Here is a 25,342-nt window from a genome sequence, read left to right on the forward strand (position 1 = left end):
GCACCACGGGCGGCGGCCGCCGATAATCCCAGGATGCGTCTCTCTCCTCGTGCCATGGGCTTTCTGGCGGCCGTTGTGACGGTCACCATCTGGACGGGCTTCATCGTCATTGCCCGCGCCTCGGCCCAGCGCACGCTCACGCCGTTGGACATTACCCTGCTGCGCATCGCCGGCGCCAGCCTGGTGCTGCTGCCCTGGGGCTGGTGGATGGTGCGGCGGCGCGTGCAGGCTGTGGGCACGTCAGCCCCGCCCTCCAGCCTGGCGGGCCTCTCGCCCCTGCCCCTGCGCACCACCGCCTTGCTGGGCCTGTTTGGTGGCCTGCTCTATGCACTGCTGGCCTATGCGGGGTTCTTCCACGCACCGGCCACCCATGCGTCGGTGCTCATGCCCGGCAGCCTGCCGCTGTGGACGGCGCTGCTGGCCGCCTGGCTGCTGCGCGACTACATCACCCCGCAGCGCGCGGCAGGGCTGGCGCTGATCGTGGCGGGCGACCTGCTGGTGGGCGGGCGCAGCCTGCTGGCCGCTTTTTCGGGCGGCGATGTCTGGAAGGGCGACCTCTTGTTCATGCTTGCCGCGTCGTGCTGGGCCACCTACAGCGTGCTGGCGCGGCGCCATGCAGTGGACGCGGTGCAGGCCACCATGGCCATCACGGCCTTTGCCTGCCTGGTGTATGTGCCCGCCTATGCCCTGCTGGCCGGGCTGGGGGCCGTTACCAGCCATCTGGCGCAGGCGCCCTGGAGCGAAATCGCCTTCCAGATGCTGTTCCAGGGCGGGGGCTCGGTGGTGGTTTCGGGCATTGCCTTCACGCGCATGATCCAGCACTTTGGCCCCGTGCGCTCCACCATGATCACGGCACTGGTGCCCGGGCTGTCGGCCATCGGGGCGGTGCTGTTTCTGGACGAGCCGATGCACTGGAACCTCATCGCCGGATTGCTGCTGGTGACCGCCGGTATCCTTGTGGGGGTGCTGCGCACAAGCCAGGCGAACACAGCCACGGCCGCTGCGGCCACGCGCCGCGCCGCGCACTGACCCCGGCTGCACCCTGCACACACCCCTGACAACGACTCTCCCCGGCCCATGAATCTGCTCGCCTTCGACACCAGCACCGACACCCTCTCCATTGCCGTACAGCACGGCGATGGCGTCTGGCAGCACCAGGGGCCGGGTGGCGCGCAGGCGTCGGCCACACTGATCCCCACCGTGCGTGCCCTGATAGCGCAGGCGGGCCTGTCGTTCGACACGCTGGATGCCATCGCCTTCGGGCGTGGCCCCGGCTCGTTCACCGGCCTGCGCACGGCCTGCGCCGTGGCCCAGGGGCTGGCCTTTGGCGCACGCGGCGGCCAGGGGGTGCCCGTGCTGCCCGTGGACACCCTGCTGGCCGTGGCCGAAGAAGCCCGTGCGCAGCATGGCTGCACCCAGGTCGTGGCCGTGCTGGATGCACGCATGGACGAGGTCTACCACACGCGCTGCCGATATGTGCCGGGATTGCAGGCGGCAGGTGGCCCATGGGTGACCGACGCCGACTTTGGCTTAGGCAAGCCCGAATCCGTGCAGGCGCCCGCAGACTGGACGGTGGCCGGCAACGCACTGGCGCCCTACGGCGAGAGACTGGCGCCCGGTGCCCGCCATGTCACCGCCCTGCCCACAGCCGCCGCCCTGCTGCGCCTGGCGCCCGCCCTAATCGCGGCAGGTGCAGCCGTGCCCGCCAGCGACGCGCTGCCGCGCTACATCCGCGATAAAGTGGCGCAAACCACCGCCGAGCGGGCCGCCCTGCGCGCCGCCCAGGCCATGGCCACGCCCCCGAGCACCCCATGAGCGCCTTGCCCACCTCTTCTTCCACCGCCGCAGACGACACGGCCTCGGCCCGCCCCGAGGCGCGTTTTGAAGCGCTCACACTGGCCCGGCTCGACGCCGTGCTGGCGGTGGAGCAGCGCGCCTACTCGCACCCCTGGACGCGCGGCAACTTCACCGACGCCCTGGCATCGGGCTACCAGGCCCAGGTGCTGATGGCGGGCGACCACCTGCTGGGCTACTTCGTGGCGATGATGGGCGTGGACGAGGTCCACCTGCTCAACATCACCGTCACCCCTGAGTTCCAGCGCCAGGGCTGGGCGCGTGTGCTGCTCGACGCACTGGCCCTGTGGTCGCGCGGGCGCGGCGCGCAGTGGCTGTGGCTGGAGGTGCGCGCGAGCAACCTGCGCGCCCAGGCCATCTACCAGGCCCACGGCTTTCGCCGCGTGGGTGACCGCAAACGCTACTACCCGGCCGACCAGGGCCAGCGCGAAGACGCGGTGGTCATGAGCCTGGGGCTATAAACCCCACCTGCGCCCCACTTGCCCCCGCCTGCCAAGAACCCACCGACTGCCTGCCTGTATGAGCCTTCACCTCGATGCGCGACAACGCGCCATGCTGCAAGAAATGGGGGTCACCGTATGGGGGCCGCCACCGGCAGCGGCTCCGATCACCCCACCCGCCCCGGCCACCAGCGCTGTGGCGGTCCAAGCGCCCGTGGCCATGGCCGTGCCACCTCGCAGCGCAGAGCCCCCTGTTGTTGCCCCTCTGCGCACGCCGCCCCCCAGTGCCGCCCCGGTGCCCCCGCCAGCAGGGGGCTCCACCACAGCACTGCAACTGCACACGCCCCAGGCACTCTACCCTTCGGGCGACCCGGCACAGACACCCAGCAGCCTGGGCCGTGGCTGGCTGATCGTGGCCGAAAGCCTGACACCTGCCGACCCGCTGGGCGGAGACGCGGGGCGCCTGCTGGACAACATGCTGCGCGCCATGCAGCTGCACAAGCACCCGCGTGTTTATTTCGCGGCGCTGGAGCGTTCTGCCCCCGGCGCTGAAGCCAGCCCCCACATCCCCACCACCCTGGCCGATGCCGTCGCCACACTGCAACCCGCCATGGTGCTGGTGCTGGGCCATGTGGCTGCCCGCGCGGCGCTGGGCCGCACCGAGCCGCTGGGCCGCCTGCGCGCGGGCCCGCACCAGCTGGCGGGCTGCCCTGCAGTTGTGACCTACGACCCGGCCTTTTTGCTGCGCTCGCAGGACACCAAGGCCGCCGCCTGGGCGGACCTGTGCCACGCCCTGGCGCTGGTGCGTGGCGCTTGCGCTCTGTGATCCCGCTCTGCGCAGCCGCCCGGCGCCCTCCCGGTGCCATAATCCGCGACTTGCCCATTTTTTAACGGAGACAGCTCCTTGGAAACCTACCCGAGTTGGTAGCTTTCCGCTCCCCGGCCTGCCGTGGGGCTGAAAGCACCCCACAACCCCCACCGCAGATGCCACACAACAAGGGAGTGAGCCCATGCTCAACATCTTTACGCTCGCCAATGGCCGGCTGTTCCAGGAAGAAATCGAGTCCCTGGAAGAGCTGACCAAGTTCCAGCCGATCTGGGTGGACCTGGAAGCCCCCACGCTCGAAGAAAAACGCTGGATCAAGCAGCACTATGGCCTGTCCATCCCCGAGGATGCGATGGACGAGGACATCGAGGAATCCGCCCGCTTCTACGAAGAAGACAACGGCGAGCTGCACATCCGCAGCGACTTCTTGATTGATGACGATGAAGACCCCCGCTCGGTGCGTGTGGCCTTCATCCTGAACCAGCACAACGCCAACCTCAAGAGCCGGGGCGTGCTGTTTTCCATCCACGACGAAGACGTGCCGGTGTTCCGCCTGCTGCGCATGCGCGCGCGCCGCGCTCCCGGGCTCATCGAGGATGCCAAGGAAGTGCTGCTCAAGCTCTTCGATGCCGACGCCGAGTATTCGGCCGACACGCTCGAAAACATCTACGACGAGCTCGAAAAGGTGAGCAAGCAGGTGCTGGCCGGCGACGTGACCGACGCCCTTGCTGGCGAGGTGCTGGGCGCCATTGCCCGCCAGGAAGACTTGAACGGCCGCATCCGCCGCAACGTGATGGACACGCGCCGCGCGGTGAGCTTCATGATGCGCTCGAAGATGCTCAATGCCGAGCAGTTCGAGGAAGCCCGCCAGATCCTGCGCGACATCGAGTCGCTGGACAACCACACGGCCTTCCTGTTCGACAAGATCAACTTCTTGATGGACGCCACGGTCGGCTTCATCAACATCAACCAGAACAAGATCATCAAGATCTTCTCGGTGGCCAGTGTGGCGCTGCTACCCCCGACGCTGATCGCCAGCGTGTATGGCATGAACATGAAGTTCCCGGAGCTGGAGCTGCTGGGGCCGGCTGCTTATCCGTATGTGATCGGGCTGATGCTTGCGAGTGCGCTCGGACCTATGTGGTACTTCCGCAAGCGCGGCTGGTTGAAGTAGCCCCCTGTGGCGCTGTGCGCCCTCCCCCCCAAGGGGAGACGCCTCCAGCGGCCCGGCGGAGCCGGTGCCGCGGTGGCGCTGGCGTGGGGCACGCCCTTGGCATCGCCCCGCTACGGCAGGCGCTTCAGGTAGCTTTTGAACTGAAAAATTTGAGCAAAAATCGGCTTCTCCGCGCGCCCACATTTCCCTTTTAGCTATCAAATTTATAGCTTTTGCAGCAGCGCCAGCACCATGTGCTCGGCATAGCGACTGGCCACGGTCTGCACGAACAGGGCGAAGTCCCCGTGGGCGGTGTCGTCGGCGCGGTCGGAGATGGTGCGCACGGCGGCGAAGGGCAGGCCGTAGTCCTGGCAGACCTGGGCCACGGCGGCGCCTTCCATTTCCACGGCCAGCACATCGTGCCCGGCACTCTCCAGTGCGACGCGCAGCTGGGTGGATTCGGCGGCGGTGGAGACAAAGCGGTCGCCGCTGGCCACCAGGCCGTGGTGCACTTGGTGTGCACGTTGCCCGGGCGCTGATTTCAGCCCAAACTGGCTGCTTGCGCCTGCCACACAAGCGTTTGCCGCTTCCAAAAGCAGAGCAGTCAGTGCCGGATCGCAGGGCAGGCGGCTGCGGGCATAGCCCGGCAGCTCCCAGCGCGGGAACAGGGGCGAGGCGTCCATGTCGTGCTGGATGTAGTCCTGCGCCACCACCACATCGCCCACGTTCACCCCCCCCCCCAGGCCCCCGGCCACCCCGGTGAACACGATGCGCGCCACGCCAAAATGCTCGATCAGCGCCGTGGCCGTGGTGGCAGCGGCCACCTTGCCAATGCCCGACAGCGCCAGCACCACCGGCCGGTCGTCCAGCTCGCCCCGCCAGAAGGCGCGGCCCGCGTGCGTCACTCGCTGCGGGTGGGCAAGGCGCCCAACCAGGGAGCTTTGCTCTTCGGTCAGTGCGCTCAGGATGGCGGTACTCATACAACAACCTTTCGGATCAGGGGGCAACGGCGTGCAGCCACCGCCCCTTGCGGCGCGGCCATGAAAAAAGGCGGCCGAAGCCGCCCGGGGATTGTGGCGCGCAAAACCCTGCGCGCCACCAGGCCCGTTATTTCTTGTCGCGCAGCTCGCGGCGCAGGATCTTGCCCACGGGGGTCTTGGGCAGCTCGGTGCGGAACTCGATCACCTTGGGTTGCTTGTAGCCCGTGAGTTCGTGGCGGCAGAACTCCTTGACCTGCGCCTCGGTGAGCGCCGGGTCCTTCTTCACGATCACGAGCTTGACGGCCTCGCCAGTCTTCTCGTCGGGCACACCCACCACGGCACATTCGAGCACGCCGGGGCAGTTGGCCACGACTTCCTCGACCTCGTTGGGGTACACGTTGAAGCCGCTGACCAGCACCATGTCTTTCTTGCGGTCCACGATCTTGAAGAAGCCGCGCGCATCCATGATGCCGATGTCGCCGGACTTGAAGTAGCCGTCGTCGGTCATGACCTTGGCGGTTTCGTCGGGGCGCTGCCAGTAGCCCGCCATGACCTGCGGACCCTTGATGGCGATTTCGCCCGGCTCGCCCAGCGTGGTGACCTCGCGGCCCTCATCGTCCAACAGCTTCATGGAGGTGCTGGGCAACGGCACGCCGATGGTGCCGGTGTACTCGGTGGCCGTCACGGGGTTGCAGCTGGTCGAGGGGCTGGTTTCGGACAGGCCATAGCCTTCGCAGATCGGGCAGCCAGTCTTTTCGAGCCAGAGCTTGGCCACCGCACCCTGCACGGCCATGCCACCACCCACCGACACCTTGAGGTTCTTCCAGTTGACGGTATTGAAGTCGGGGTGGTTGGCAAGGCCGTTGAACAGCGTGTTGACGGCGGGGAAGCTGTGGAAGGTGTGCTTGGACAGCTCCTTGAGCACCGCAGGCAGGTCGCGCGGGTTGGGGATCAGGATGGTCTTGCCGCCGGTGCGCATGGACAGCATCATGTTCACGGTGAACGCGAAGATGTGGTACAGCGGCAGCGCGCACACGGCCGTGGGCTGTTCGCCCGCAGGCACCTTGCTCATCACGGGCGAATTCCAGGCCTCGGACTGCAGCACGTTGGCGAGGATGTTGCGATGCAGCAGCACCGCCCCCTTGCTCACGCCCGTGGTGCCGCCGGTGTACTGCAGCAGTGCGATGTCATCGGGCTTGATGTCGGGCTTCTTGAGCGTGCTGCGCGTGCCTTGGGCCACGGCCTGGTTGAAGCGCACGGCCCCTGGCAGGTTGTAGGCGGGCACCATCTTCTTGACGTTGCGCACCACGTAGTTAACCAGCGTGCCCTTGAGCAGGCCCAACTGGTCACCCATGGCGCACAGCACCACATGCTTGACGGGCGTGTGCGCAATGCATTGCTCCAGCGTGGCGGCGAAGTTCTCGATGATGACGATGGCCTTGGCGCCCGAGTCCTTCAGCTGGTGCTCCAGCTCGCGCGGGGTGTACAGCGGGTTCACATTGACCACCACAAACCCCGCGCGCAGCACGGCGGCCACGGCAACGGGGTACTGCGGCACGTTGGGCATCATGATCGCCACGCGGTCGCCCTTGACCAGGCCCAGGCTCTGCAGGTAGGCCGCAAACGCGCTGGAGAGCGAGTCGGTCTGGGCATAGGTCACGTCCTTGCCCATGAAGCTGTAGGCCACGCGGCCAGCGTACTTCTTGAACGCCTCGTCCATGAGGGCGACAAGGGAGGTGTACTGCGAGGTGTCAATGTCGGCAGGTACCCCTTGCGGATAGGCGGCCAGCCATGGGCGGTCGGTCATGTGTTTTGTCTCCTGGTAAATTTTTAGTGGCGGTGAATGGACCGTGCCGCCATTTTCAGCACGGTCGTGCTTTTTTCACAGACGAATTATGCCCGTCAGCCCTTGAGCGCGGCGAGCACTTCGTCAAGCATTTTCTTGGCATCGCCGAAGAGCATGCGGTTGTTGTCCTTGTAGAACAGAGGGTTGTCCACGCCCGCATACCCCGAGGCCATGGAGCGCTTCATCACGATCGAGGTCTTGGCCTTCCACACTTCGAGCACCGGCATGCCCGCAATGGGGCTGGTGGGGTCGTCCAGCGCGCTGGGGTTCACGATGTCGTTGGCGCCGATGACCATGGCCACGTCGGTGTCCGGAAAGTCCTCGTTGATCTCGTCCATCTCCATCACGATGTCGTAGGGCACCTTGGCCTCGGCCAGCAGCACGTTCATGTGGCCAGGCATGCGACCGGCCACCGGATGGATGCCAAAACGCACTTGGACGCCCTTCTCGCGCAGGGTCTGGGTGATTTCGTTGACCGTGTGCTGCGCCTGGGCCACGGCCATGCCGTAGCCGGGCACGATGATGACGCTCTTGGCCTCGCGCAGCAGCTCGGCCGTCTCGGCAGAGCTGACAGGCACGGCCTCGCCCTGGGGTTCGGCGGCCTCGCCCTTCTTGGCCGGTGTGCCAGCCCCCGAGCCGAAACCACCCGCGATCACGCTGATGAAGTTGCGGTTCATGGCATTGCACATGATGTAGCTCAGGATGGCGCCCGAAGAGCCCACGAGCGCACCGGTCACGATGAGCAGGTCGTTGCTGAGCATGAAGCCCGTGGCAGCGGCGGCCCAGCCCGAGTAGCTGTTGAGCATGGACACCACCACCGGCATGTCGGCGCCGCCGATGGCCATCACCATGTGGACGCCGAACAGCAGCGCAATCGCCGTCATCACCATCAGCGGCACCATGCCTTGCTCCACTGTTTCGGCGCGCAGGAATTCACGGCCGAACCAGATCACCACCAGCAGCGCCGCCAGATTGAGCCAGTGGCGGCCGGGCAGCAACAGCGGCTTGCCGCCGATCTTGCCGTTGAGCTTGCCGAAAGCGATCAGCGAGCCGCTGAACGTGACGGCGCCGATCAGGATGCCCACATAAATCTCCACTTCGTGGATGATCTTTTCGGCGCCCTGCAGCTGGATGGAGGTATCGACGTAGCTGGCAAAACCCACCAGGCAGGCCGCCAGGCCCACCAGGCTGTGCATGAGCGCGACCAGCTCGGGCATCTGGGTCATCTTCACGACCTTGGCCGCATACAGGCCAATGCCGCCGCCAACCACCAGCGCGCCAACGATCCAGGCCATGCCCGAAGGGCTGACGCGCGGACCAAACACGGTGGCCAGCACGGCCAGCGCCATGCCAACCATGCCAAACAGGTTGCCCCGGCGCGAGGTTTCGGGGTTGGAGAGCCCGCCCAGGCTCAGGATGAACAAAATGGCCGCGCCCAGGTAGGCGACGGTGGCGAGACTTTGGGACATGTTCTGTGCTCCTCGTTGTTCTTGTCGTTGTGTCTTATTTGCGGAACATGGCGAGCATGCGGCGCGTGACCGCGAAGCCGCCGAACATGTTGATGGCCGTGAGCACCAGAGCCGCAAACGCCAGCCACAGGATGAGGCTGTCAGGTCGGCCGTTCACACCCGCGTCGGGCGGCGCGATCTGTACCAGCGCACCGATGGCGATGATGCTGGAGATGGCGTTGGTCACGCTCATCAGCGGCGTGTGCAGCGCTGGCGTGACGTTCCACACCACCATGTAGCCGATAAAGCAGGCGAGCACAAACACCGTGAAGTGCCCCAGGAAGGCCACCGGCGCGTAGGCACCGATGGCCCAGAACAGCACGGCCAGCACGGCAAACACGATGGTCAGCGCCTTGGCGGACATGGGTTCACCCGGGCCATGGCTGGATTTCTTGGCGGCCACGGGTGCCGCTGCTGCCTTGGGAGCGGGCGGTGGAGCCTGCTTGAGTGGCGGTGCGGGCCAGGTGATGGCGCCATCCTTGACCACGGTGAGGCCACGGATCGCATCGTCCTCCATGTTGACCACAGCGATACCGTCCTTGGCCTTGCACAGCTCTTCGGTCAGGCGCAGCAGGTTGGTGGCGTACAGCGTGGACGATTGCTTGGCCAGGCGCGAGGCCAGATCGGTGTAGCCGACGATGGTCACGCCATGGCGCACCACGGCCTCGCCGGGCACGGTCAGCTCGCAGTTGCCGCCTTGCTCGGCGGCCATGTCCACGATCACGCTGCCGGGCTTCATGCTCTGCACCATCTCGGCGGTGATGAGCTTGGGCGCAGGCTTGCCCGGGATCAGCGCGGTGGTGATGATGATGTCGGCATCTTTGGCCTGCTCCGCATACATCTTGCGCTGCGCGGCCTGGAAGCCTTCGCTCATGACCTTGGCGTAGCCGCCACCGCCCGAGCCTTCTTCTTCATAGTCCACCTTTACGAATTCGCCACCCAGCGATTTGACTTGGTCGGCCACTTCGGCGCGCGTGTCGTTGGCGCGCACGATGGCGCCCAGATTGGCTGCCGTGCCAATGGCCGCGAGGCCTGCCACGCCAGCGCCAGCGATGAACACCTTGGCCGGTGGCACCTTGCCTGCGGCCGTGATCTGGCCGTTGAAGAAACGGCCGAAGGCGTTGGCAGCCTCGATCACGGCTCGGTAACCGCTGACACCAGCGGTGGACGTGAGCGCATCCATCTTCTGGGCGCGCGACAGGGTGCGCGGCAGGCAGTCGATGGCGAGCACGGTGGCCTTCTTGGCGGCCAGCTGCTGCATCAGATCGGGGTTCTGGGCAGGCCAGATGAAGTCGATAAGGGTGGTGCCCTCGCGCATCAGCGCCACTTCGTCGCTGCTGGGCGGGCGCACCTTGAAGACGATGTCCGACCCGGCCCACAGCGCCGCAGCACCGTCCACCACCTCTGCCCCGGCGGCGCGGTAGGCGTCATCGCTGAAGTTGGCGGCCTCCCCGGCCCCCGACTCCACGGCGACCGTGAAGCCCAGCTTGACCAGTTTTTCGACCACATCGGGCACGGTGGCCACACGCTTTTCGTCGGGGAAGGTTTCCCTGGGGATGCCTATGCGCTGAGGCTGCGGGACGGGGCTGGTCTGCATGGGAGGTCTCCTCGAAGTTATGGAATCGTTGTGTGCCAGAGGCCAGTGCGCCTGCCGCTGCGTCAGCCCGCCCAGGGGCGCGCAGCGGCCTGCTTCTTGGCAAAGCAGGCGTCCACGGCCTCCAGGAGCTGCTGCTGCGCAGCGCTGGCGGGGGGCACGATCTGCGCTGCGCCCTGCATCACGGAGCGCAGGGTCTGCACGTGGTAATCGGTGAACTTTTCGATGCAGCGCTCCAGCACAGCAGGCACTTCGGTGGGCGCCAGCGCGCGGTTGCGCAGCATGTGAGAGCTGGCCACCCAGAGGTTGTTCGCATCGGCATCCCCCAGGCCCAGGTGCTGGCGCAGCAGGGCCAGCACGCCTTCTTTCTGCTCCACGGTCACGGCGCCCGTCGCCTGCACCATGGCCAATGCCATCACCGCCACCACGTCCACCGGGTGCTCCAGCGCGTACAAGGGCGGCGTTTCAACTTTCTTGGCCCAGGCACGGCGGCGGAAAAAGGCCAGCGGATTGAGCCAGCCCACATCGATGCCAAAGCGGCGCAGGGCCTCCATCGCCATCGTGAAGGTGATGATGAGCCCCAGGATCTGCAGGATCACGCCCATGGTGAATCTCCCTCTCTCGTGTTGTCTTGCTGTCTTGTTGTTCGGCTGTCTGTTTGCGCCGCTTATTTTTTGGATGCGGCTTCGGCAAACGGGAACGGCGGCACGGCCAGGTAGCCGTCCATCATGCTGACACTCAGGCGTGCAGCCTGGGCCAGGTCCTGGCCCCATTGCTGGGCGGGCCGCCCCGCGACCAGGAACTCTTCGTTGTTGCGGGGCCGGGTGCTCAGCAGCCGCTGGTCCACGAGCGCATCCACCACCACCCAGGCGCCGGTGGGGGTGGCGTAGCGGTAGCTCAGGTACGAATACGGCTGCTTCAGCACGATCTGGCGACCACCCAGCCATTGGGCCAGGTCGGGGCGGTTCTTTTCCAGCCACTGGGCGCTGCTGCCCCAGTTCTTGAGGCGCAGGCAGTCTGCACGCACCGGGCTGCCAGCCGCTGCATCCACCACCGTCACATTCTGCTGGTGCGGACAGTCACCGGGCCCGATCGGAAACCCGGCCAGATCGCCGGTGCGGTTGGTCTGCACGCGCAACACGGCCAGCCATTCCCCCTGCGCACCGCTCAGGCCCACAGCCCGTGTCTGCAGCGTGGCACGGGCTTCGTCGGTGGAGCCCAGGTCTTGCCAGGCCCCCGGCGGCAGCACGAGGCGCGCACGGCCCACGGGGTATTCCGCCTTGGGCGGAACAGTCAACGGCGCACATCCAGCCACCAGGACAGCCAGAGCGCAGGGCAACAGATACCGGAACTTCGAAATCATCAGAGTCATAGAAAAAGGTTCATGCGGATTCGCCTTCCATCATCCCATCCCATGCCACCCCATTCCGTTCGGGCGGAGCAAAACCGAAGGGGATTTCTGGCACGCACCCCACGGCCAGGCCGCGCTACACATACCCTTGCGAAAAAGCTGACCGCGAGCTTACATGAAGAATTTCTTATCGCTGTCGCCTTTGTCTGATGTAGAGGGAACTCCCCAGCCAGTGCTGCGCCCGGCCCAAAAAAAGCCCGGCCGCAAACGCGGCCAGGCTGTGCTGTGCGGCCCTGCGGGGCCTGGTGCCAGAAGAGATCAGTTCACCACTTGTGCCAGCGCACCCGAGGCGTACTGGGCGGCCACCACCTGCAGGCTGTGGCCCTTGATCTTGGCGCCCTGGCCTTCGCAGCCGAACTCCAGGTAACGGGCCTTGCAGACCTGCTTGGCGGCTTCGCGGGCGGGCTTGAGCCACTCGCGTGCGTCGAACTTGTCGGGGTTCTCGGCCAGGAACTTGCGCACCGCGCCGGTCATGGCCAGACGGATGTCGGTGTCGATGTTGATCTTGCGCACGCCGTGCTTGATGGCTTCCTGGATTTCCTCGACGGGCACGCCGTAGGTCTCCTTCATCTTGCCACCGTACTGGTTGATGATGGCCAGCAGTTCGGCCGGCACCGACGAGGAGCCGTGCATCACCAGGTGGGTGTTGGGAATGCGCTTGTGGATTTCCTTCACGCGGCTGATGGCCAGGATGTCGCCCGTGGGCTTACGGCTGAACTTGTAGGCGCCGTGGCTGGTACCGATGGCGATCGCCAGTGCGTCGAGCTGTGTGGCCTTGACGAACACGGCCGCTTCCTCAGGGTCGGTCAGCATCTGGCTGTGGTCCAGCTTGCCTTCGGCGCCAATGCCGTCTTCTTCGCCCGCTTCGCCGGTTTCCAGGTTGCCCAGGCAACCCAGTTCACCTTCCACCGTCACGCCAACCTTGTGGGCCATGTCCACGACCTTGCGGGTCACGTCCACGTTGTACTCGAAGGAAGAAGGCGTCTTGCCGTCTTCCATCAGCGAGCCGTCCATCATCACCGAGCCAAAGCCCAGGTCGATGGCACCGGCACACACCTTGGGGGAAGTGCCATGGTCCTGGTGCATCACCAGCGGGATGTGCGGGAAGGCTTCGACCGCCGCCTGGATCAGGTGCTTGATGAAGGGCTCGCCCGCGTACTTGCGTGCGCCAGCGCTGGCCTGCAGGATCACGGGGGCACCCACCTCATCGGCGGCCGCCATCACGGCCTGGACCTGCTCCAGGTTGTTGACGTTGAAGGCAGGGATGCCATAGCTGTTGGCTGCGGCATGGTCGAGCAGTTCGCGCATCGAAACGAGGGGCATGGTCGTGGGGTCCGTTGAGGGTTGGGGAAGGCGCTGTAAGCCGGGCTTGGCGGTGGTAACCGCTTGGTAACCCGTGATTTTAACCGGGGGGCGTGACCACTGAAGGGGGCAAATCCAACCGATAACAGGTGGTAAAGGGCGAAGGGGCGGATGCCGGACCGAATGCTCCGCTGTGGATGTCGGCCACCCGGCGCAGGATTTCGTGCCCCAGATGCAGGCTGTCCACCGGTACCGCTGCCGTGCGGCCAGAAACGCTTCCCGCTCGCTGGCGTGCCCCGTCGTCACACACCTGCAACCATGCGCCACCGGTGTCGGCAGAGCCCAACTGGACCGCAATCTGCGTGCCTTCGGGCGTGTGCTTGAGCGCGTTTTCCACCAGATTGCGCACCGCAATGTCCAGCAGCACCGCATGGCCGGGCACGGTGAGCGCGGGCGGAGCGGACAGAGCCAGGTCGTCACCCCGCTTCCACGCCGCCTGGGCATAGTCTGCGCACACCGACCGCGCCAGAGCGCTCAGGTCCACGGGCGCCTTGGCTTCGTGCAGCTCTGCCCGGCTGGCGCGGGCCAGGGCCAGCAACTGGTTGAGCACATGGCCTGCGCGCAGGGCGTCCTGGCCGATGCGCGCCAGCGCCTGGGCCCGGGCCTCTTCCGTCAGCTCCCCCGCCAGGGCGCTGGCCTGCAGGGCGATGGAGGACAGCGGTGTGCGCAGCTCGTGGGCCACCTCATTGGCCAGGCGGCGCTCGCGCACCATGGCGACCTGCTGGCGATCCAGCAATGTGTTGATTGACGCCACCACCGACTCGAACTCGCTCCAGGCATGGCGCGAGGCCAGGCGCTGGGCGCTGGCCGGGTCCAGCGCCGCCACGTCGGCCGACAGCGCATACAACGGCCGCAAGCCGCGCCACAGTGCCAACCCCAAGGCCAAGGACACCACAGGCAACAGCCACAGACCGGGCTCGATGAGCTGTCCGGCAATGTCATCCGCCAGCTCGTCCCGCTCGCGCAGCTCCAGCATCACCATGATCTTGCGGGTGCGCCCGGCATCCCATTGCGAGAAGCTGCGCCAGGCCACCTTGTCAGGTCCCAGTCTCAGGTCGGCAAACCCTTCGGCACCGCTGAAAGGCGGCTCGGGCACCGAGCCGGTCAGGGTGAGCAGCCGCCCCTGCGCATCCCACTGCACCACGCTGATGCTCTGCTGGTAATCATGCGACTTGAGCCAGGGCGTGGGGGTGCGCTCCGTCCGCTGCGGCCCCTCCATGGCTTCGGTGGCCCGCAGGTTGAGCAGCAGCGCAGCCACGCTGGCCAGGTGCCCGTCGGTCAGCTCATCGGCCTCATGCACCCCTGTCTGGTAGCCAATGAAGACGAAGCTGCCCCAGACGATGGCCAGCGCCCCCAGGGACCACAGCAACAGCTGCCGGGTGAGCGAGGGGCGGCGCCCCGACGCGGGACGAGAAGCATGGGGCGCATTCATGCGGGCTTTTCCTGCGGCATGAAATAGCCCACTCCGCGCATGGTCTGGATCGAGGCACTGCCCAGCTTGCGGCGCAGGTGGTGGATATGGACCTCGACCGCATTGCTCTCCACGGCAGCGTCCCAGCTGTACAAGCGCTCCTCGATCTGCTGGCGCGACAGCACCCGGCCCCGCGCCTCCAGCAGCACCAGCAGCACCGAAAACTCGCGCGGGGACATTTCCACCGGTTTGTCTTGCTGGCGCACCGTGCGGGTCGCGGGATCCAGCTCGATGTCGCCCAGGCGGATGGTCGGCGACGCCCGCCCCGCAGCGCGCCGCAACAGCGCGCGCAGGCGTGCATCCAGTTCATCCACATCAAACGGCTTGGTCAGGTAGTCGTCGGCGCCCTGGTCCAGCCCCGCGATGCGCTGGTGCACCTGGTCGCGCGCCGTGACGATCAGCACGGGCGTGGCGGGGTCCGGCAAGGCGGCCGACGCAGCCCCGGTGGCGGGCGGGCTCAGGCGCAGGCGCCTGAGCAGTTCGCTGCCGTCACCGTCCACCAGCCCCAGGTCCAGCAGCACCGCGTCAAAACGCTCGGCGCGCAGGGCACTCCAGGCGCTGGCAACGCCGTCACTGACATCCACGGCATAGCCGCGTTGCTGCAGGTTGCTGCGCAGGCCACTGGCTATGCCCGCATCGTCTTCGACCACGAGTATTCGCATGCAGGCATTGTCGCAGCCCATCAGACAGGGGCGTGACAAGGCAGCGCCTGTTTTAAGACGGCGTTAAGTACGGTTTCCTATCTTCCGGCCCATGCAGCATTCGTCCGCCAGGCCTTCCATCGCGCCCATCCCGCCCCACGCACCGACCCACCGCCGCACGCTGCTTCTCTGGACACTGGGAGCACTGGCCTGTGTGGTGGCCTGGGATGCCGCTGGGCAAGACTTGGCGTTTGCCCAGGTGTTTGGCTCGTCCAACGGGTTCCCGATGCGGGACCAATGGTTTTTTGTGCAGGTGCTGCATGAAGGCACCCGCCGCCTGGGATGGCTGCTGGTGCTCCTGCTGGCGCTGAGCGTGTGGTGGCCGCGCGGCTTTTTGCGCAAGTTGGACGCCAGTGAGCGTCTGCAGATGGCCGTGAGCGCCCTGCTCTCGCTGGCTGTGATCAGCATCACCAAAAACCTCAGCGCCACCAGTTGCCCCTGGGACCTGGCGCAGTTTGGCGGCGTGGCACGCCATGTGTCGCACTGGGCGCTGGGCGTGCTCGATGGCGGCAGCGGCCGCTGCTTTCCGGCGGGCCATGCATCGGCCGGCTTCGCCTTTCTGGGTGGCTACTTCGCACTGCGCCACAAGGCGCCGTCGGCCGCACGCTGGTGGCTGGCGGGCGCTGTGTTGGCGGGGTTTGTGCTGGGTGCGGCCCAGCAGGTGCGCGGCGCCCATTTCATGAGCCACACGCTGTGGACGGGCTGGCTGTGCTGGACCACCGGCTGGCTCTGCGACCTGGCGGCCACCGCACTGCGCCCCCGCTTCCCGCATTTCGCCAGCACCACCACGCCACCGGACGGCTCCCATGCTTGACATCGACCTGGCCTTGTTTCAGGCCCTCAACGCCGACGCCGCTACGTTGCCTGCCGTGGTGACGGTGGCACGGTGGGTATCGCAGCAACTGCCCACCGCCATGGGGGGCCTGCTGCTTGGCAGCTTTGTGCTGGGCAATGCAGCGCAGCGGCGCGCTCTGGCCCTGGCGCTCGCATCCATGGCTTTGGCGTGGGTGGGTGTCCAACTGTTGCGGCTGGCCGTCCCTTCGCCGCGCCCGGCGCAACTGGGCATGGGCGTGCAGTGGATTGAGCACGCCGCGCGGGCAGGCTTTCCCAGCATGCATGTGGCAGGAGCCGCAGCGCTCGCAGCCAGCCTCGCCCTGCGGCCGGTCGCGGGGCTGACCTGGCTGGCCTCCGCAGTGACGGCGGCCATGGTGTGGAGCCGCGTATGCCTGGGCGTGCACTTTCCGTCCGATGTGCTGGCCGGCTTGCTCACAGGTGGACTGGCGGCCGCAGCCATCCATGCACTGGCCGCGCGGGCGCCCCGCTGGCAAGCAGCCCTGCTGCACAAGTCGCCACAAGGCAGCACGCACTGACCGCCACCCGGCGGGACCGCCCCCAAAGGCGCAGCCCCGGAGCCGTGAGGAGGGGTAACCCCTCAACCCATCAGCTCGCCACGCAGATCTTCAACATGTTCGTACCGCCGGGTGCGCCCATGGGTTCGCCGCAGGTGATGGCGTACACGTCGCCCTTTTGCACGATGTTGCGGTTCTTCAGGTGGCGCTCGGCCTGCTCCAGCGCGGTGTCGCGGTCGGCGCTGGTGTCCATGAGCAGCGGGCGCACATTGCGGTACATGGCCATCTTGCGCTGCGTGGCCACCTTGGGGGTGAGGGCGTAGATGGGAATGCGGATACTGTGGCGGCTCATCCACAGCGCCGTGGCGCCGCTGTCGGTCATGGCCACGATGGCCTTGGCGCCCAGGTGGTGGGCCGTGAACAGCGCACCCATGGCGATGGACTGGTCAATGCGGCCAAAGGTCTGGCCGGTGAAGTCGGCATCGAGCTGGTGGTCTTCCGCCGCTTCAGCGGCGGCGCAGATGGTGGCCATTTCTTCCACGGTTTCGAGCGGGTAACGGCCTGCGGCCGTTTCGGCGCTCAGCATCACGGCGTCGGTGCCGTCCAGCACGGCGTTGGCCACGTCGCTCACCTCGGCGCGCGTGGGCACGGGGTTGGTGATCATGCTTTCCATCATCTGCGTGGCAGTGATGACGACCTTGTCCATGTCGCGCGCCATGCGGATCATCTTCTTTTGCAGCGCAGGCACGGCGGCATTGCCCACCTCCACCGCCAGGTCGCCGCGCGCCACCATGATGCCGTCGCTCACGCGCAGGATGGCTTCGAGGTGCGGGATGGCTTCGGCGCGCTCGATCTTGGCGATCAGGCCCGGCTTGTGGCGGAACTCGGAGGCCGCCACATTGCACAGCTGGCGGGCCATTTCCATGTCGGTCGCATTCTTGGGGAAGCTCACGGCCACGTAGTCGGCCTGGAAGCTCATGGCCGTGCGGATGTCTTCCATGTCCTTGGCCGTGAGGGCCGGCGCCGTGAGGCCACCGCCCTTCTTGTTGATGCCCTTGTTGTTCGACAGCTCGCCGCCCACCTTCACCGTGGTGTGCACGGCCTCGCCACGCACGGCATCCACCGTGAGCACGATCAGGCCGTCGTTGAGCAGCAGCACATCGCCCGCTTTCACGTCGCGCGGGAGTTCCTTGTAGTCCAGGCCCACGCCTTCGATGTCGCCCGGCTCTGTGCGCGAGGCATCGAGCACAAATTGAGCGCCGGATTCGAGCATCACCTTGCCCTCGGCAAACTTGCCCACGCGGATCTTGGGGCCCTGCAGGTCGGCCATGATGGCCACCTCGCGGCCCGCACGCTGGGCGGCAGCACGCACGGTGGCGGCGCGGTCAATGTGATCCTGCGCCTTGCCGTGGCTGAAGTTCAGCCGCACCACGTTCACCCCCGCTCGGATCATCGCCTCCAGCAGCGCCGGGTCGCTCGATGCGGGGCCCAGGGTGGCAACAATCTTGGTGGCGCGGCGGGTAGGCATGGACATGTCTCTTTCTCTCGGTCGTTGGGGATGTAATCGAGTTTCAATTCTCACACGAAGCGGTTACATGCGAGTTACCCATGCTGCAGCAACACGGCTCAGCGCTTCAGAGCAGCGGGTATGACAACAGATGCGCCAGCACATGCGCAATGATCGCGGCCTCCAGCCCGTGGCGCGCAAAGAGCCCGCCCGCCAGCAGGCCAAAGGCCGTGTTGCCCACCAGCACAAACGCCACCACCGGCACGGTCAACACCCCCGCCAGGGCTTGCGCAGCGGGAAGGTGCCCCAGGGCAAAAAACACAGCGCTCAGCAGCACCGCCACAGCCACCAGCCCCTTGCCTGGCCGCCCCTGCCCGCGCTGCAGCAGGCGCCAGCCCAGCCACAGCAACAGGGTCATCACGCCCCAGCGCACCAGCAGCTCTTCGGTGATGCCGCCATACAGCAGCTTGACCACCAGCGGCATGGCACTGGCAGGATCGGAAGGCTGGAGCGCCGTGGGCGCCAGCCGGGACAGCATCCACAGCCACGCAGCGCCCGCCACACCACCCACGATGCCGGGCAGGAGTTGGACCCGCAGTGCAGGCCCCGCAGGCCGACCGGCCAGCCAGGCAGACATGGCGGACGCCTGCAGACCCACGCGGGGCGCCAGCCACACCCCGAGCGCCACGGCCAGCGCCAAGAGCGCCGCCGCCTGCAACCCACTGAGCAAAAGCACGGCCTCTGGCGGCAGCGGCAGCAGGGCTGCGTTGGCCTTCAGGGTGGGTAGCAGCGTCCAGACCACCGCCACCACGCCCGGCATGCCCAGCAACCACAGCGCGCCGCCCAGCCGCCACTTGCCGGGCTGAGCCGGAGCATGCGCCGCATCGGCTCCGGCAGCTTTGTCCACGGCCATGGTTTTGCCCACGCTCAGGCGCGCATCAGCGCTTCGATCTCGTCGGCCTTCACCGGCACACCACGCGTGATCAGCTCACAACCCGTCTCGGTAACGATGGCATCGTCTTCGATACGGATGCCGATGTGGTGGAACTGCTCGGGCACCCCTTCGGCCGGGCGCACATAGATACCGGGCTCGATGGTCAGCACCATGCCGGGCCGCAGGATACGGCTGGGGCGGTTGGTGATGGTTTCGCCCGAAAGCGGGTCCTTGCGTTCGCTGGTCTGGCCCACCTCGCCGGGCTCCACATAGCTACCGCAGTCGTGCACGTCCATGCCCAGCCAGTGGCCGGTGCGGTGCATGTAGAACTGGAAGTAGGCGCGTTTGTCGATCACGTCCTGCGCGGTGCCCACCTTGTTCTTGTCGAGCAGGCCCAGGTCCAGCATGCCCTGCGCGAGCACGGCCACAGTGGCGTCGTGCGGGTCGTTGAAGCGGGCGCCCGCCCTCGTGGCGGCCACGGCCGCATCCTGGCTGGCCAGCACCAGGTCATACAGCGCGCGCTGGGGGCCGGTGAACTTGCCATTGGCGGGGAAGGTGCGCGTGATGTCGCTGGCGTAGCCGTGCAGCTCGCAGCCCGCGTCGATCAGCACCAGCTCGCCGTCACGCACAGGCGCGTCGTCGGCGCGGTAATGCAGCACACAGGCGTTGGCCCCGGCGGCCACGATGGAGTTGTAGGCGGGGTACTGCGACCCGTACTGGCGGAACTCGTGCAGCAGTTCGGCTTCGAGGTGGTATTCGCGCACATCCTCCCCGGCGCGCAGCATGCGGGCGGCGCGCTGCATGGCGCGGATATGGGCCTGCGCGCTGATGCTGCTGGCGCGGCGCATGATGTCTTGCTCGTAGGCGTCCTTAAACAGGCGCATCTCGTCGAGCAAGGTGCACAGGTCGTTCTGCTCGGCAGGGCAGATGGCGCCGTAGCGCACACGACCGCGCACCACGTTGAGCCAGCCCTCCACGCGCGCGGCCAGGCCGCTGTGCGTGGCAAACGGGTACCAGACGCAGGCCGTGTTTTCGAGCAGGCGCGGCAGCTTGCTGTCCAGCTCGGCCAGCGAATGCGCAGCATCCACGCCCAGGGCGGCGGGCGCGGCGGCGGGGCCCAGGCGGTAGCCGTCCCAGATCTCGCGCTCCAGGTCCTTGGGCTGGCAGAACAGCGTGCTGCGGCCATCGTGCGCCAGCACCAGGCAGGCGCCGGGCTCGGTGAAGCCGGTCAGGTAGTAGAAATAGCTGTCGTGGCGGTACAGAAAGTCCGTATCGCGGTTGCGCGGGCGCTCGGGCGCCGTGGGGATGATGGCGATGCCCCGTGGGCCAAGCTGTGCAGCGAGGCGCGCGCGGCGCTGGGCGTAAATGGAGGGCGAGGACGTTGAGCTCATTCGCTATTTTTATCGCGAATCCATGGCCTGCCCTCGCGTACTAGCATCCTCGAACCCACAATTGCCGAAAACTGGGGGTACAGAAGTCCGTTGACAAACGTATTCAATTGAATACTATTGCACTCAAATACTGCGCGAGGTCCCCCATGTCTACCACTTCCACCACGATGGAGCCCCTTTCCGCCCGGATACCGAGCGACCTCTACCTGTGGCTGGCCCAACTGCAGGTAGAGGGCGCCACCACCAACAGCGACAAGCTGCGCGTACTGCTGGGGCAACTCAAGCGCCACCATGATGGGGCCCTGGACTACGTAGCGGCCCATGCCTGGGCAAGGGACATCACGGGGCGGCTGCGCGAGTCGCTGGTACGCACCGAAGGCCAGACCGGTCGGCATTCCGACGTGCTCAATGCCATGCTGGACCATGTCACCACCTGCCTTGCCATTGTGGTGAGCAACGCCCCCGGCTCCGAGCAGGAGGCCGCCCGCCTGGAAGACCTGCTGGTGCGCCGTGGCTTTGCGCTCAGTGAAATGCTGCTGCGCCAAGCAACGACCAGCCAAGCCAGCGCCTACGATCCGACCGTTGTCCAGCGACATGCTGCGGCCACGCTGGAGCTGGCCCACACCATTCACCCTTCATTGTCAAAAGGAGCCTGAGATGGCAGATTCACTCAAGACCCGCGTTGGACGTGTAATCACCGGCAGCGTCCACGCCCTGGTGGACCACCTGGAAAATCAGGCCCCGGTGGCCGTGATGGAACAGTCGCTGCGCGAGGCCGAAGCCGTCAGCGGCGATGTGCGCCATGAACTGGGCCTGGCCAGCGCCAACCGGCACCTGGCACAGCAGCAACATGCCAACCTGAATGGCCAACACGGCAAGCTGGGCGAGCAGATCGAGCAAGCCCTGAACGCGGGCCGTGAGGATCTGGCGCGCGCCGCAGTGGCTCGCCAGCTCGACATAGAGGCCCAGATTCCCGTGCTGGAAACCACCTTGGCGGAACTGGCGCGGCAAGAGAGCGAGCTCACGGGCTATGTGACAGCGCTGCTGGCCAAGCAACGCGAAATGACCGAAGCACTGGAGGCGTTTCGCAAGAGCCGCGCCAGCGCCACACCGTCGGCTGGTGCGGTACAGCCTGGCGGCACCAACCCGGCCCAGCGCATGGAGGCGGTTGCCGGGGCGTTTGATCGCATCTATGCCCGCCAGACGGGCCTGTCGGGCACGGACCGCAGCAACACCCTCGACCAGGCGGCCAAGCTCAAGGAGCTGGATGACCTGGTGCGCGACAACAAGATCGCCGAGCGCATGGCCCAACTGAAGGCCATCAAACCGTGATCACCGGCCTGTTCACGGCGCCAGAAACATGGCCCTTCGGCGTGGCGTTTGCGCTCATCGTCGGCATTGCCCTGGTAGAGGGGCTGGGCATGCTGATCTCGTTGAGCCCGAGCAACTGGCTGGACGACCTCCTGCCCGACGTGCACGGCGACAGTGGCCTGGACCGGGTGCTGGGCTGGCTGCACCTGGGCAAGGTGCCCTCGCTGGTGCTGCTGGTGCTGTTCCTCACGGGTTACGCCGTGTTCGGCTACAGCCTGCAGAAAGTCGCGCACGGCCTGCTGGGCTTTTACCTGCCGGTGTGGATCGCAGGGCTTGCCGCAGTGGCCCCGGGCATGGCCACAGTGCGCAGCCTGGGCGCGCTCATCGCCCACATCATCCCGCGCGACGAGACGTCGGCCGTGAGTGAAATGTCGCTCATCGGCCGCCCAGGCGTGGTCTCTGCAGGGTCCGCACGCCGAGGGCTGGCGGCGCAGGCCCGCGTCCGCGACACGCATGGGCGCACCCACTACCTGATGGTGGAGCCGGATGTGGATGACGAGGTGTTCGACGAAGGCGCGCAGATCCTGATCGTGCGCAAAGTCGGGGCGTTTTACCGCTGCATCGCCAACCCGCATCCCGCGCTGATGTAAGCCGCGCCTGGGCACACCAACCCGACCGATAACCAGACTGACAACCAGACCAACACACCGTCAAAGAGGGAGATATTGCATATGACCAACCTGATCGAAATGGGCGCTATCGCAGGCATTGCCCTGCTGGCCCTTCTGACCATCGGCATCGTGTTTTCGCGTTTGTACAAGCGCTCCACCAAAGAAACCGCCTTCGTTCGCACCGGTCTGGGCGGGCAAAAAGTCATCATGGATGGCGGCGCCATTCTGCTGCCGGTGTTCCATGAACGCGTGCTGGTGAACATGAACACCCTCAAGCTCGAAGTGGTGCGCCGCGCCAAAGAGAGCCTGATCACCAAGGACCGCATGCGCGTGGACGTGACGGCCGCCTTTTTCGTGCGCGTCAAGCAGACCGAAGAGGCGGTGAGCATCGCCGCCCAGACCCTGGGAGCGCGCACCATGAGCCCCGAAGAGCTCAAAGCGCTGGTGGAAGACAAGTTTGTGGATTCGCTGCGCGCCACCGCCGCCACGATGACCATCCAGGAGTTGCAAGACAAGCGCCGCGACTTCGTGCAGGCCGTGCAGAACGCGGTGGCCGAAGACCTGGAAAAGAACGGCCTGGAGCTGGAGTCCGTCTCGCTGACCAGCCTGGACCAGACCGAAAAGCAGTTCTTCAACCCCAACAACGCCTTCGATGCCGAGGGCCTGACCCGCCTGACGGAACAGACCGAGGCCCGCCGCAAGCAGCGCAACGATGTGGAACAGGACACCGAGGTGCAGGTGCGCACAAAGGACCTGGAGGCCACGCGCCAGAAGCTCACCATCGAGAAGGACCAGGAGTTCGCCTCGCTCTCGCAAAAGCGCGAGATCGAAACCACGCGTGCCGAGCAAGCCGCACTGATCGCCACACAGCAGGCAGAGCGCAACCGTGAGGCCGAAGCCGCCAAGATCGAGGCCGAGCGCCAGGTGAGCCAAAAGCGCATCGAGGCCGAGCGCGAGATCAAGGCCGCCGAGATCGAGAAAAATCTGGTCATCCAGACCCGCGAGATCGAACTGGAGCGCCACACCGAAACCAAGCGTGCCGAGCAGCGCAAGCAGGTGGAGATTGCACGCCAAGACACGCAGATCGCCATTGCCACCAAGTCGCGTGAGCAATCCGATGCCGACGCCGCAGCCAACCTCGCCCGCGCCGAAGCCGTGAAGGCCGAGGAAGCCGTGAACACCGCGCGCCAGGTGGCCGTGGCAGAGCGGGACAAGAACATCCAGCTCATCGAAGCCTCGAAAGACGCCGAGCAAAACGCCATCGCGATCCGGGTATCGGCATCGGCCGAGAAGGAGGCCGCCCTGGACCGCGCCGAGGCCATCACCATCGAGGCCCGCGCACGCCAGGCGGCCGCGCTGGCCGAAGCCGAAGGCAAACGCGCGCTGAACGAGGCCCTCAACACACTCTCGGCCGCGCAGGTGGACCTGCAGGTGCGCAGCCTGCTGCTGCAGCAACTGCCGCAGATCATCGAGCAGGCGGTGCGCCCCATGGAGAAGATCGACTCCATCCGCATCGTGCAGGTGGGCGGCATGCCCGGCAGCCAGGGCACTGCAGGCGCTGGGCGGGAGGGGGCGACGGGCACTTTCCCCGAACAAGTCATGAACTCGGCCCTGCAGTACCAGATTGCCAAACCGATTGTGGATGCGGTGATGAAAGACGCAGGCTTGTCCAACGAAGGCATCACAGGCATGGCCCAGAGCCTGGCAGGCATGCTGGGCGGGCAGGCGCAGGCCCCGCAGCCACCCGCCACCAAATCCGGCGACTGACCACGCCAGAAGAACCGAAACCCGTCAGCCGCTGCGGTTCAGTTGCGCAAGCCGCTCGGGCGTGCCCACATCGGTCCAGCGGCTGGTGTAGAGCTGCGCACTGACGCGGCCACAGTCCATCGCACGGCGCAGCAGCGGCGCCAGCGGGGCTTGGATGCCCGCCGGGTTGCCCGGCGGAATGTCGCACCAGGGCAGCGCAAACAGCTCGGCGCGCAGCAGGGCAATGGTGCTGTAGGTGTAGCGCGGCGCGGGGTCGTCGGCGGGCAGGTTCAGCGCCAGGCCGTCGGCCGACAGGCCAAAGTCGCCGCGCAGGTTGTGCGCGGGGTTGGGCACCAGCCACAGGTGGGCCAGGTGGTCGCTGGCCTCGAAGGCCGCCACCGCCGCGCTGTCGAACACGAAGTCAGGCGCAAACACATCGCCCGCCGCCAGCCAGAACACCGGCCCCAGCCGGGGCAGCGCGCGCGCAATGCCCCCGGCGGTTTCCAGCGCGCCGCCAAAGTCCACGCCTTCATGCGAGTATGAAATTGATAGCTGCTCAGGCTTACCTGTTGCGCGGTAGCGGCCAAAAACATCTGAAAAATAATCGCTGATCTGGCTGCCCAGCCAGGCGGTGTTGATCACCACCTGGTCCACACCCGCCTCACACAGCGCTGCCAGATGCCATTGCAGCAACGGCTGGCCCTGCACCTGCAGCAGGGGCTTGGGGGTGGCGTCGGTCAGCGGGCGCATGCGTTCGCCCCGGCCTGCGGCAAGCAGCAGGGCAGGCACCTGGTGGTGGACGGGACTCATGCGGCCACCCCGCTCACCACACCCCGCTGCAGCGCATGGCGGTCCACGGCCGTGGGCTGGAACAAGGCCAGCAGCGCGTCCATCAGCGCACGCGCCTTGGCCGAATGGTCGGCGCCGAAATTGCACACATACACATCCAGCGTCACCGCGCGCTGCTCGGGCCAGGTGTGCACACACAGGTGGGATTCCGCTAGCAAAACGGTAGCTGTCACCCCGCCGGGGCCGTGCGCTGTGGCCGGAAATTCATGAAACAACTGCCCCACGGCCTGCAGCCCGGCGGCACGCACGGCGTCGGTGCATGCCCCCCCCAGGGCGGCGGCATCCAGCAACCAGGCACTGGCGCAGCGGCAGCCCTGAAGATCGGCGGTGAGGTGCAGTCCTTGCATGGCCCGCACTGTAGTGCATTGACGCCGTGCTCCGGGGGCCGTGGCATGCCAATTCCGGCGGGTGAAAGCCGCCCCGGTAAAATGCCGGGTT

General features: G+C 66.5%; 25 protein-coding genes. 11 read left to right on the forward strand and 14 right to left on the reverse strand.

The genetic code is table 11. The annotated features are described in order from the left end of the window. Positions 1–33: 33 nt before the first annotated feature. The 5 genes from ACSQ3O_RS25070 to corA all read left to right on the forward strand — a co-directional run bounded on the left by ACSQ3O_RS25070 (position 34) and on the right by corA (position 4,294). Positions 34–1,029, forward strand: coding sequence for a DMT family transporter (locus tag ACSQ3O_RS25070; RefSeq protein WP_436140831.1), 996 nt, complete (start codon positions 34–36; stop codon positions 1,027–1,029). Between the two features lie 48 nt (positions 1,030–1,077). Beyond that, on the forward strand, positions 1,078–1,815 hold the full coding sequence (tsaB, locus tag ACSQ3O_RS25075; protein ID WP_436140832.1) for a tRNA (adenosine(37)-N6)-threonylcarbamoyltransferase complex dimerization subunit type 1 TsaB: 738 nt from the start codon (positions 1,078–1,080) through the stop codon (positions 1,813–1,815). Then, positions 1,812–2,315, forward strand: coding sequence for a ribosomal protein S18-alanine N-acetyltransferase (rimI, locus tag ACSQ3O_RS25080; protein ID WP_436140833.1), 504 nt, complete (start codon positions 1,812–1,814; stop codon positions 2,313–2,315). The genes tsaB and rimI overlap by 4 nt, the downstream gene beginning before the upstream one ends. Positions 2,316–2,373: 58 nt before the next feature. Further along, positions 2,374–3,120, forward strand: coding sequence for a uracil-DNA glycosylase family protein (locus ACSQ3O_RS25085; RefSeq protein ID WP_436140834.1), 747 nt, complete (start codon positions 2,374–2,376; stop codon positions 3,118–3,120). A gap of 184 nt (positions 3,121–3,304) precedes the next feature. Then, positions 3,305–4,294 carry a magnesium/cobalt transporter CorA gene (corA, locus tag ACSQ3O_RS25090; protein WP_436140835.1) on the forward strand — a complete coding sequence of 330 codons (990 nt, stop codon included), beginning with the start codon at positions 3,305–3,307 and terminating at the stop codon, positions 4,292–4,294. Between the two features lie 203 nt (positions 4,295–4,497). Here the strand turns inward: corA and ACSQ3O_RS25095 are convergent, their stop codons facing one another. From ACSQ3O_RS25095 to ACSQ3O_RS25135, 9 genes are all read right to left on the reverse strand, one after another. Further along, on the reverse strand, positions 4,498–5,253 hold the full coding sequence (locus ACSQ3O_RS25095) for a 5'-methylthioadenosine/adenosylhomocysteine nucleosidase (RefSeq protein ID WP_436140836.1): 756 nt from the start codon (positions 5,251–5,253) through the stop codon (positions 4,498–4,500). Positions 5,254–5,380: 127 nt separating this feature from the next. Next, the gene (locus ACSQ3O_RS25100; RefSeq protein WP_137749226.1) at positions 5,381–7,060 is read right to left on the reverse strand and encodes a long-chain-fatty-acid--CoA ligase; all 1,680 of its coding nucleotides are present in this window, start codon (positions 7,058–7,060) and stop codon (positions 5,381–5,383) included. A gap of 95 nt (positions 7,061–7,155) precedes the next feature. Further along, positions 7,156–8,568, reverse strand: coding sequence for a Re/Si-specific NAD(P)(+) transhydrogenase subunit beta (gene pntB / locus ACSQ3O_RS25105; RefSeq protein ID WP_137749227.1), 1,413 nt, complete (start codon positions 8,566–8,568; stop codon positions 7,156–7,158). Between the two features lie 34 nt (positions 8,569–8,602). Next, the gene (locus ACSQ3O_RS25110) at positions 8,603–10,204 is read right to left on the reverse strand and encodes a Re/Si-specific NAD(P)(+) transhydrogenase subunit alpha (protein ID WP_436140837.1); all 1,602 of its coding nucleotides are present in this window, start codon (positions 10,202–10,204) and stop codon (positions 8,603–8,605) included. 62 nt (positions 10,205–10,266) lie between these two features. Further along, the gene (locus ACSQ3O_RS25115) at positions 10,267–10,806 is read right to left on the reverse strand and encodes a phenylacetic acid degradation protein (RefSeq protein ID WP_436140838.1); all 540 of its coding nucleotides are present in this window, start codon (positions 10,804–10,806) and stop codon (positions 10,267–10,269) included. Between the two features lie 62 nt (positions 10,807–10,868). Beyond that, positions 10,869–11,573 (reverse strand): hypothetical protein, encoded by a 705-nt coding sequence (locus ACSQ3O_RS25120; protein ID WP_298455044.1) that lies wholly within the window; start codon positions 11,571–11,573, stop codon positions 10,869–10,871. A 297-nt stretch (positions 11,574–11,870) separates the two neighbouring features. Further along, positions 11,871–12,935, reverse strand: a complete 1,065-nt coding sequence (gene fba / locus ACSQ3O_RS25125) for a class II fructose-bisphosphate aldolase (protein ID WP_137749231.1) — start codon at positions 12,933–12,935, stop codon at positions 11,871–11,873. Between the two features lie 79 nt (positions 12,936–13,014). Further along, positions 13,015–14,406, reverse strand: coding sequence for a histidine kinase dimerization/phospho-acceptor domain-containing protein (locus ACSQ3O_RS25130; RefSeq protein ID WP_436140839.1), 1,392 nt, complete (start codon positions 14,404–14,406; stop codon positions 13,015–13,017). After that, positions 14,403–15,107: a response regulator transcription factor gene (locus ACSQ3O_RS25135; protein WP_137749233.1), complete on the reverse strand. Its 705-nt coding sequence runs from the start codon at positions 15,105–15,107 to the stop codon at positions 14,403–14,405. Before ACSQ3O_RS25135 ends, ACSQ3O_RS25130 begins: the two co-directional genes overlap by 4 nt. A gap of 91 nt (positions 15,108–15,198) precedes the next feature. Between ACSQ3O_RS25135 and ACSQ3O_RS25140 the strand changes: the two genes are divergently transcribed. After that, positions 15,199–15,960: a phosphatase PAP2 family protein gene (locus ACSQ3O_RS25140; protein ID WP_436140840.1), complete on the forward strand. Its 762-nt coding sequence runs from the start codon at positions 15,199–15,201 to the stop codon at positions 15,958–15,960. Further along, on the forward strand, positions 15,953–16,516 hold the full coding sequence (locus ACSQ3O_RS25145) for a phosphatase PAP2 family protein (protein ID WP_436140841.1): 564 nt from the start codon (positions 15,953–15,955) through the stop codon (positions 16,514–16,516). Before ACSQ3O_RS25140 ends, ACSQ3O_RS25145 begins: the two co-directional genes overlap by 8 nt. Before the next feature lie 70 nt (positions 16,517–16,586). Here ACSQ3O_RS25145 and pyk read toward each other — a convergent pair whose 3' ends face one another. The 3 genes from pyk to ACSQ3O_RS25160 all read right to left on the reverse strand — a co-directional run bounded on the left by pyk (position 16,587) and on the right by ACSQ3O_RS25160 (position 20,327). Next, positions 16,587–18,023, reverse strand: a complete 1,437-nt coding sequence (pyk, locus tag ACSQ3O_RS25150; protein WP_436141172.1) for a pyruvate kinase — start codon at positions 18,021–18,023, stop codon at positions 16,587–16,589. A gap of 106 nt (positions 18,024–18,129) precedes the next feature. Then, the gene (locus tag ACSQ3O_RS25155) at positions 18,130–18,915 is read right to left on the reverse strand and encodes a CPBP family glutamic-type intramembrane protease (RefSeq protein ID WP_436140842.1); all 786 of its coding nucleotides are present in this window, start codon (positions 18,913–18,915) and stop codon (positions 18,130–18,132) included. Between the two features lie 14 nt (positions 18,916–18,929). After that, positions 18,930–20,327 (reverse strand): aminopeptidase P N-terminal domain-containing protein, encoded by a 1,398-nt coding sequence (locus ACSQ3O_RS25160; protein ID WP_436140843.1) that lies wholly within the window; start codon positions 20,325–20,327, stop codon positions 18,930–18,932. Between the two features lie 146 nt (positions 20,328–20,473). Here ACSQ3O_RS25160 and ACSQ3O_RS25165 point away from each other — a divergent pair, with 146 nt between their 5' ends. The 4 genes from ACSQ3O_RS25165 (at position 20,474) to ACSQ3O_RS25180 (ending at position 24,076) form a co-directional block, all read left to right on the forward strand. Continuing rightward, positions 20,474–20,983: a hypothetical protein gene (locus ACSQ3O_RS25165; protein ID WP_436140844.1), complete on the forward strand. Its 510-nt coding sequence runs from the start codon at positions 20,474–20,476 to the stop codon at positions 20,981–20,983. A 1-nt stretch (position 20,984) separates the two neighbouring features. Continuing rightward, positions 20,985–21,659 carry a PspA/IM30 family protein gene (locus ACSQ3O_RS25170; protein ID WP_436140845.1) on the forward strand — a complete coding sequence of 225 codons (675 nt, stop codon included), beginning with the start codon at positions 20,985–20,987 and terminating at the stop codon, positions 21,657–21,659. Then, positions 21,656–22,288, forward strand: a complete 633-nt coding sequence (locus ACSQ3O_RS25175; RefSeq protein WP_436140846.1) for a YqiJ family protein — start codon at positions 21,656–21,658, stop codon at positions 22,286–22,288. Before ACSQ3O_RS25170 ends, ACSQ3O_RS25175 begins: the two co-directional genes overlap by 4 nt. 81 nt (positions 22,289–22,369) lie before the next feature. After that, a complete protein-coding gene (locus tag ACSQ3O_RS25180) occupies positions 22,370–24,076 on the forward strand; it encodes a flotillin family protein (RefSeq protein ID WP_436140847.1) in 1,707 nt (568 codons plus the stop codon). 24 nt (positions 24,077–24,100) lie between these two features. Here ACSQ3O_RS25180 and ACSQ3O_RS25185 read toward each other — a convergent pair whose 3' ends face one another. Beyond that, the gene (locus ACSQ3O_RS25185) at positions 24,101–24,865 is read right to left on the reverse strand and encodes a nucleotidyltransferase family protein (RefSeq protein WP_436140848.1); all 765 of its coding nucleotides are present in this window, start codon (positions 24,863–24,865) and stop codon (positions 24,101–24,103) included. Further along, positions 24,862–25,251 carry an adenosylmethionine decarboxylase gene (gene speD / locus ACSQ3O_RS25190; RefSeq protein ID WP_298455062.1) on the reverse strand — a complete coding sequence of 130 codons (390 nt, stop codon included), beginning with the start codon at positions 25,249–25,251 and terminating at the stop codon, positions 24,862–24,864. Before speD ends, ACSQ3O_RS25185 begins: the two co-directional genes overlap by 4 nt. Positions 25,252–25,342 lie beyond the last annotated feature (91 nt).

Source organism: Acidovorax sp. LjRoot74 (assembly GCF_964254355.1).
Classification (GTDB): domain Bacteria; phylum Pseudomonadota; class Gammaproteobacteria; order Burkholderiales; family Burkholderiaceae_C; genus Acidovorax.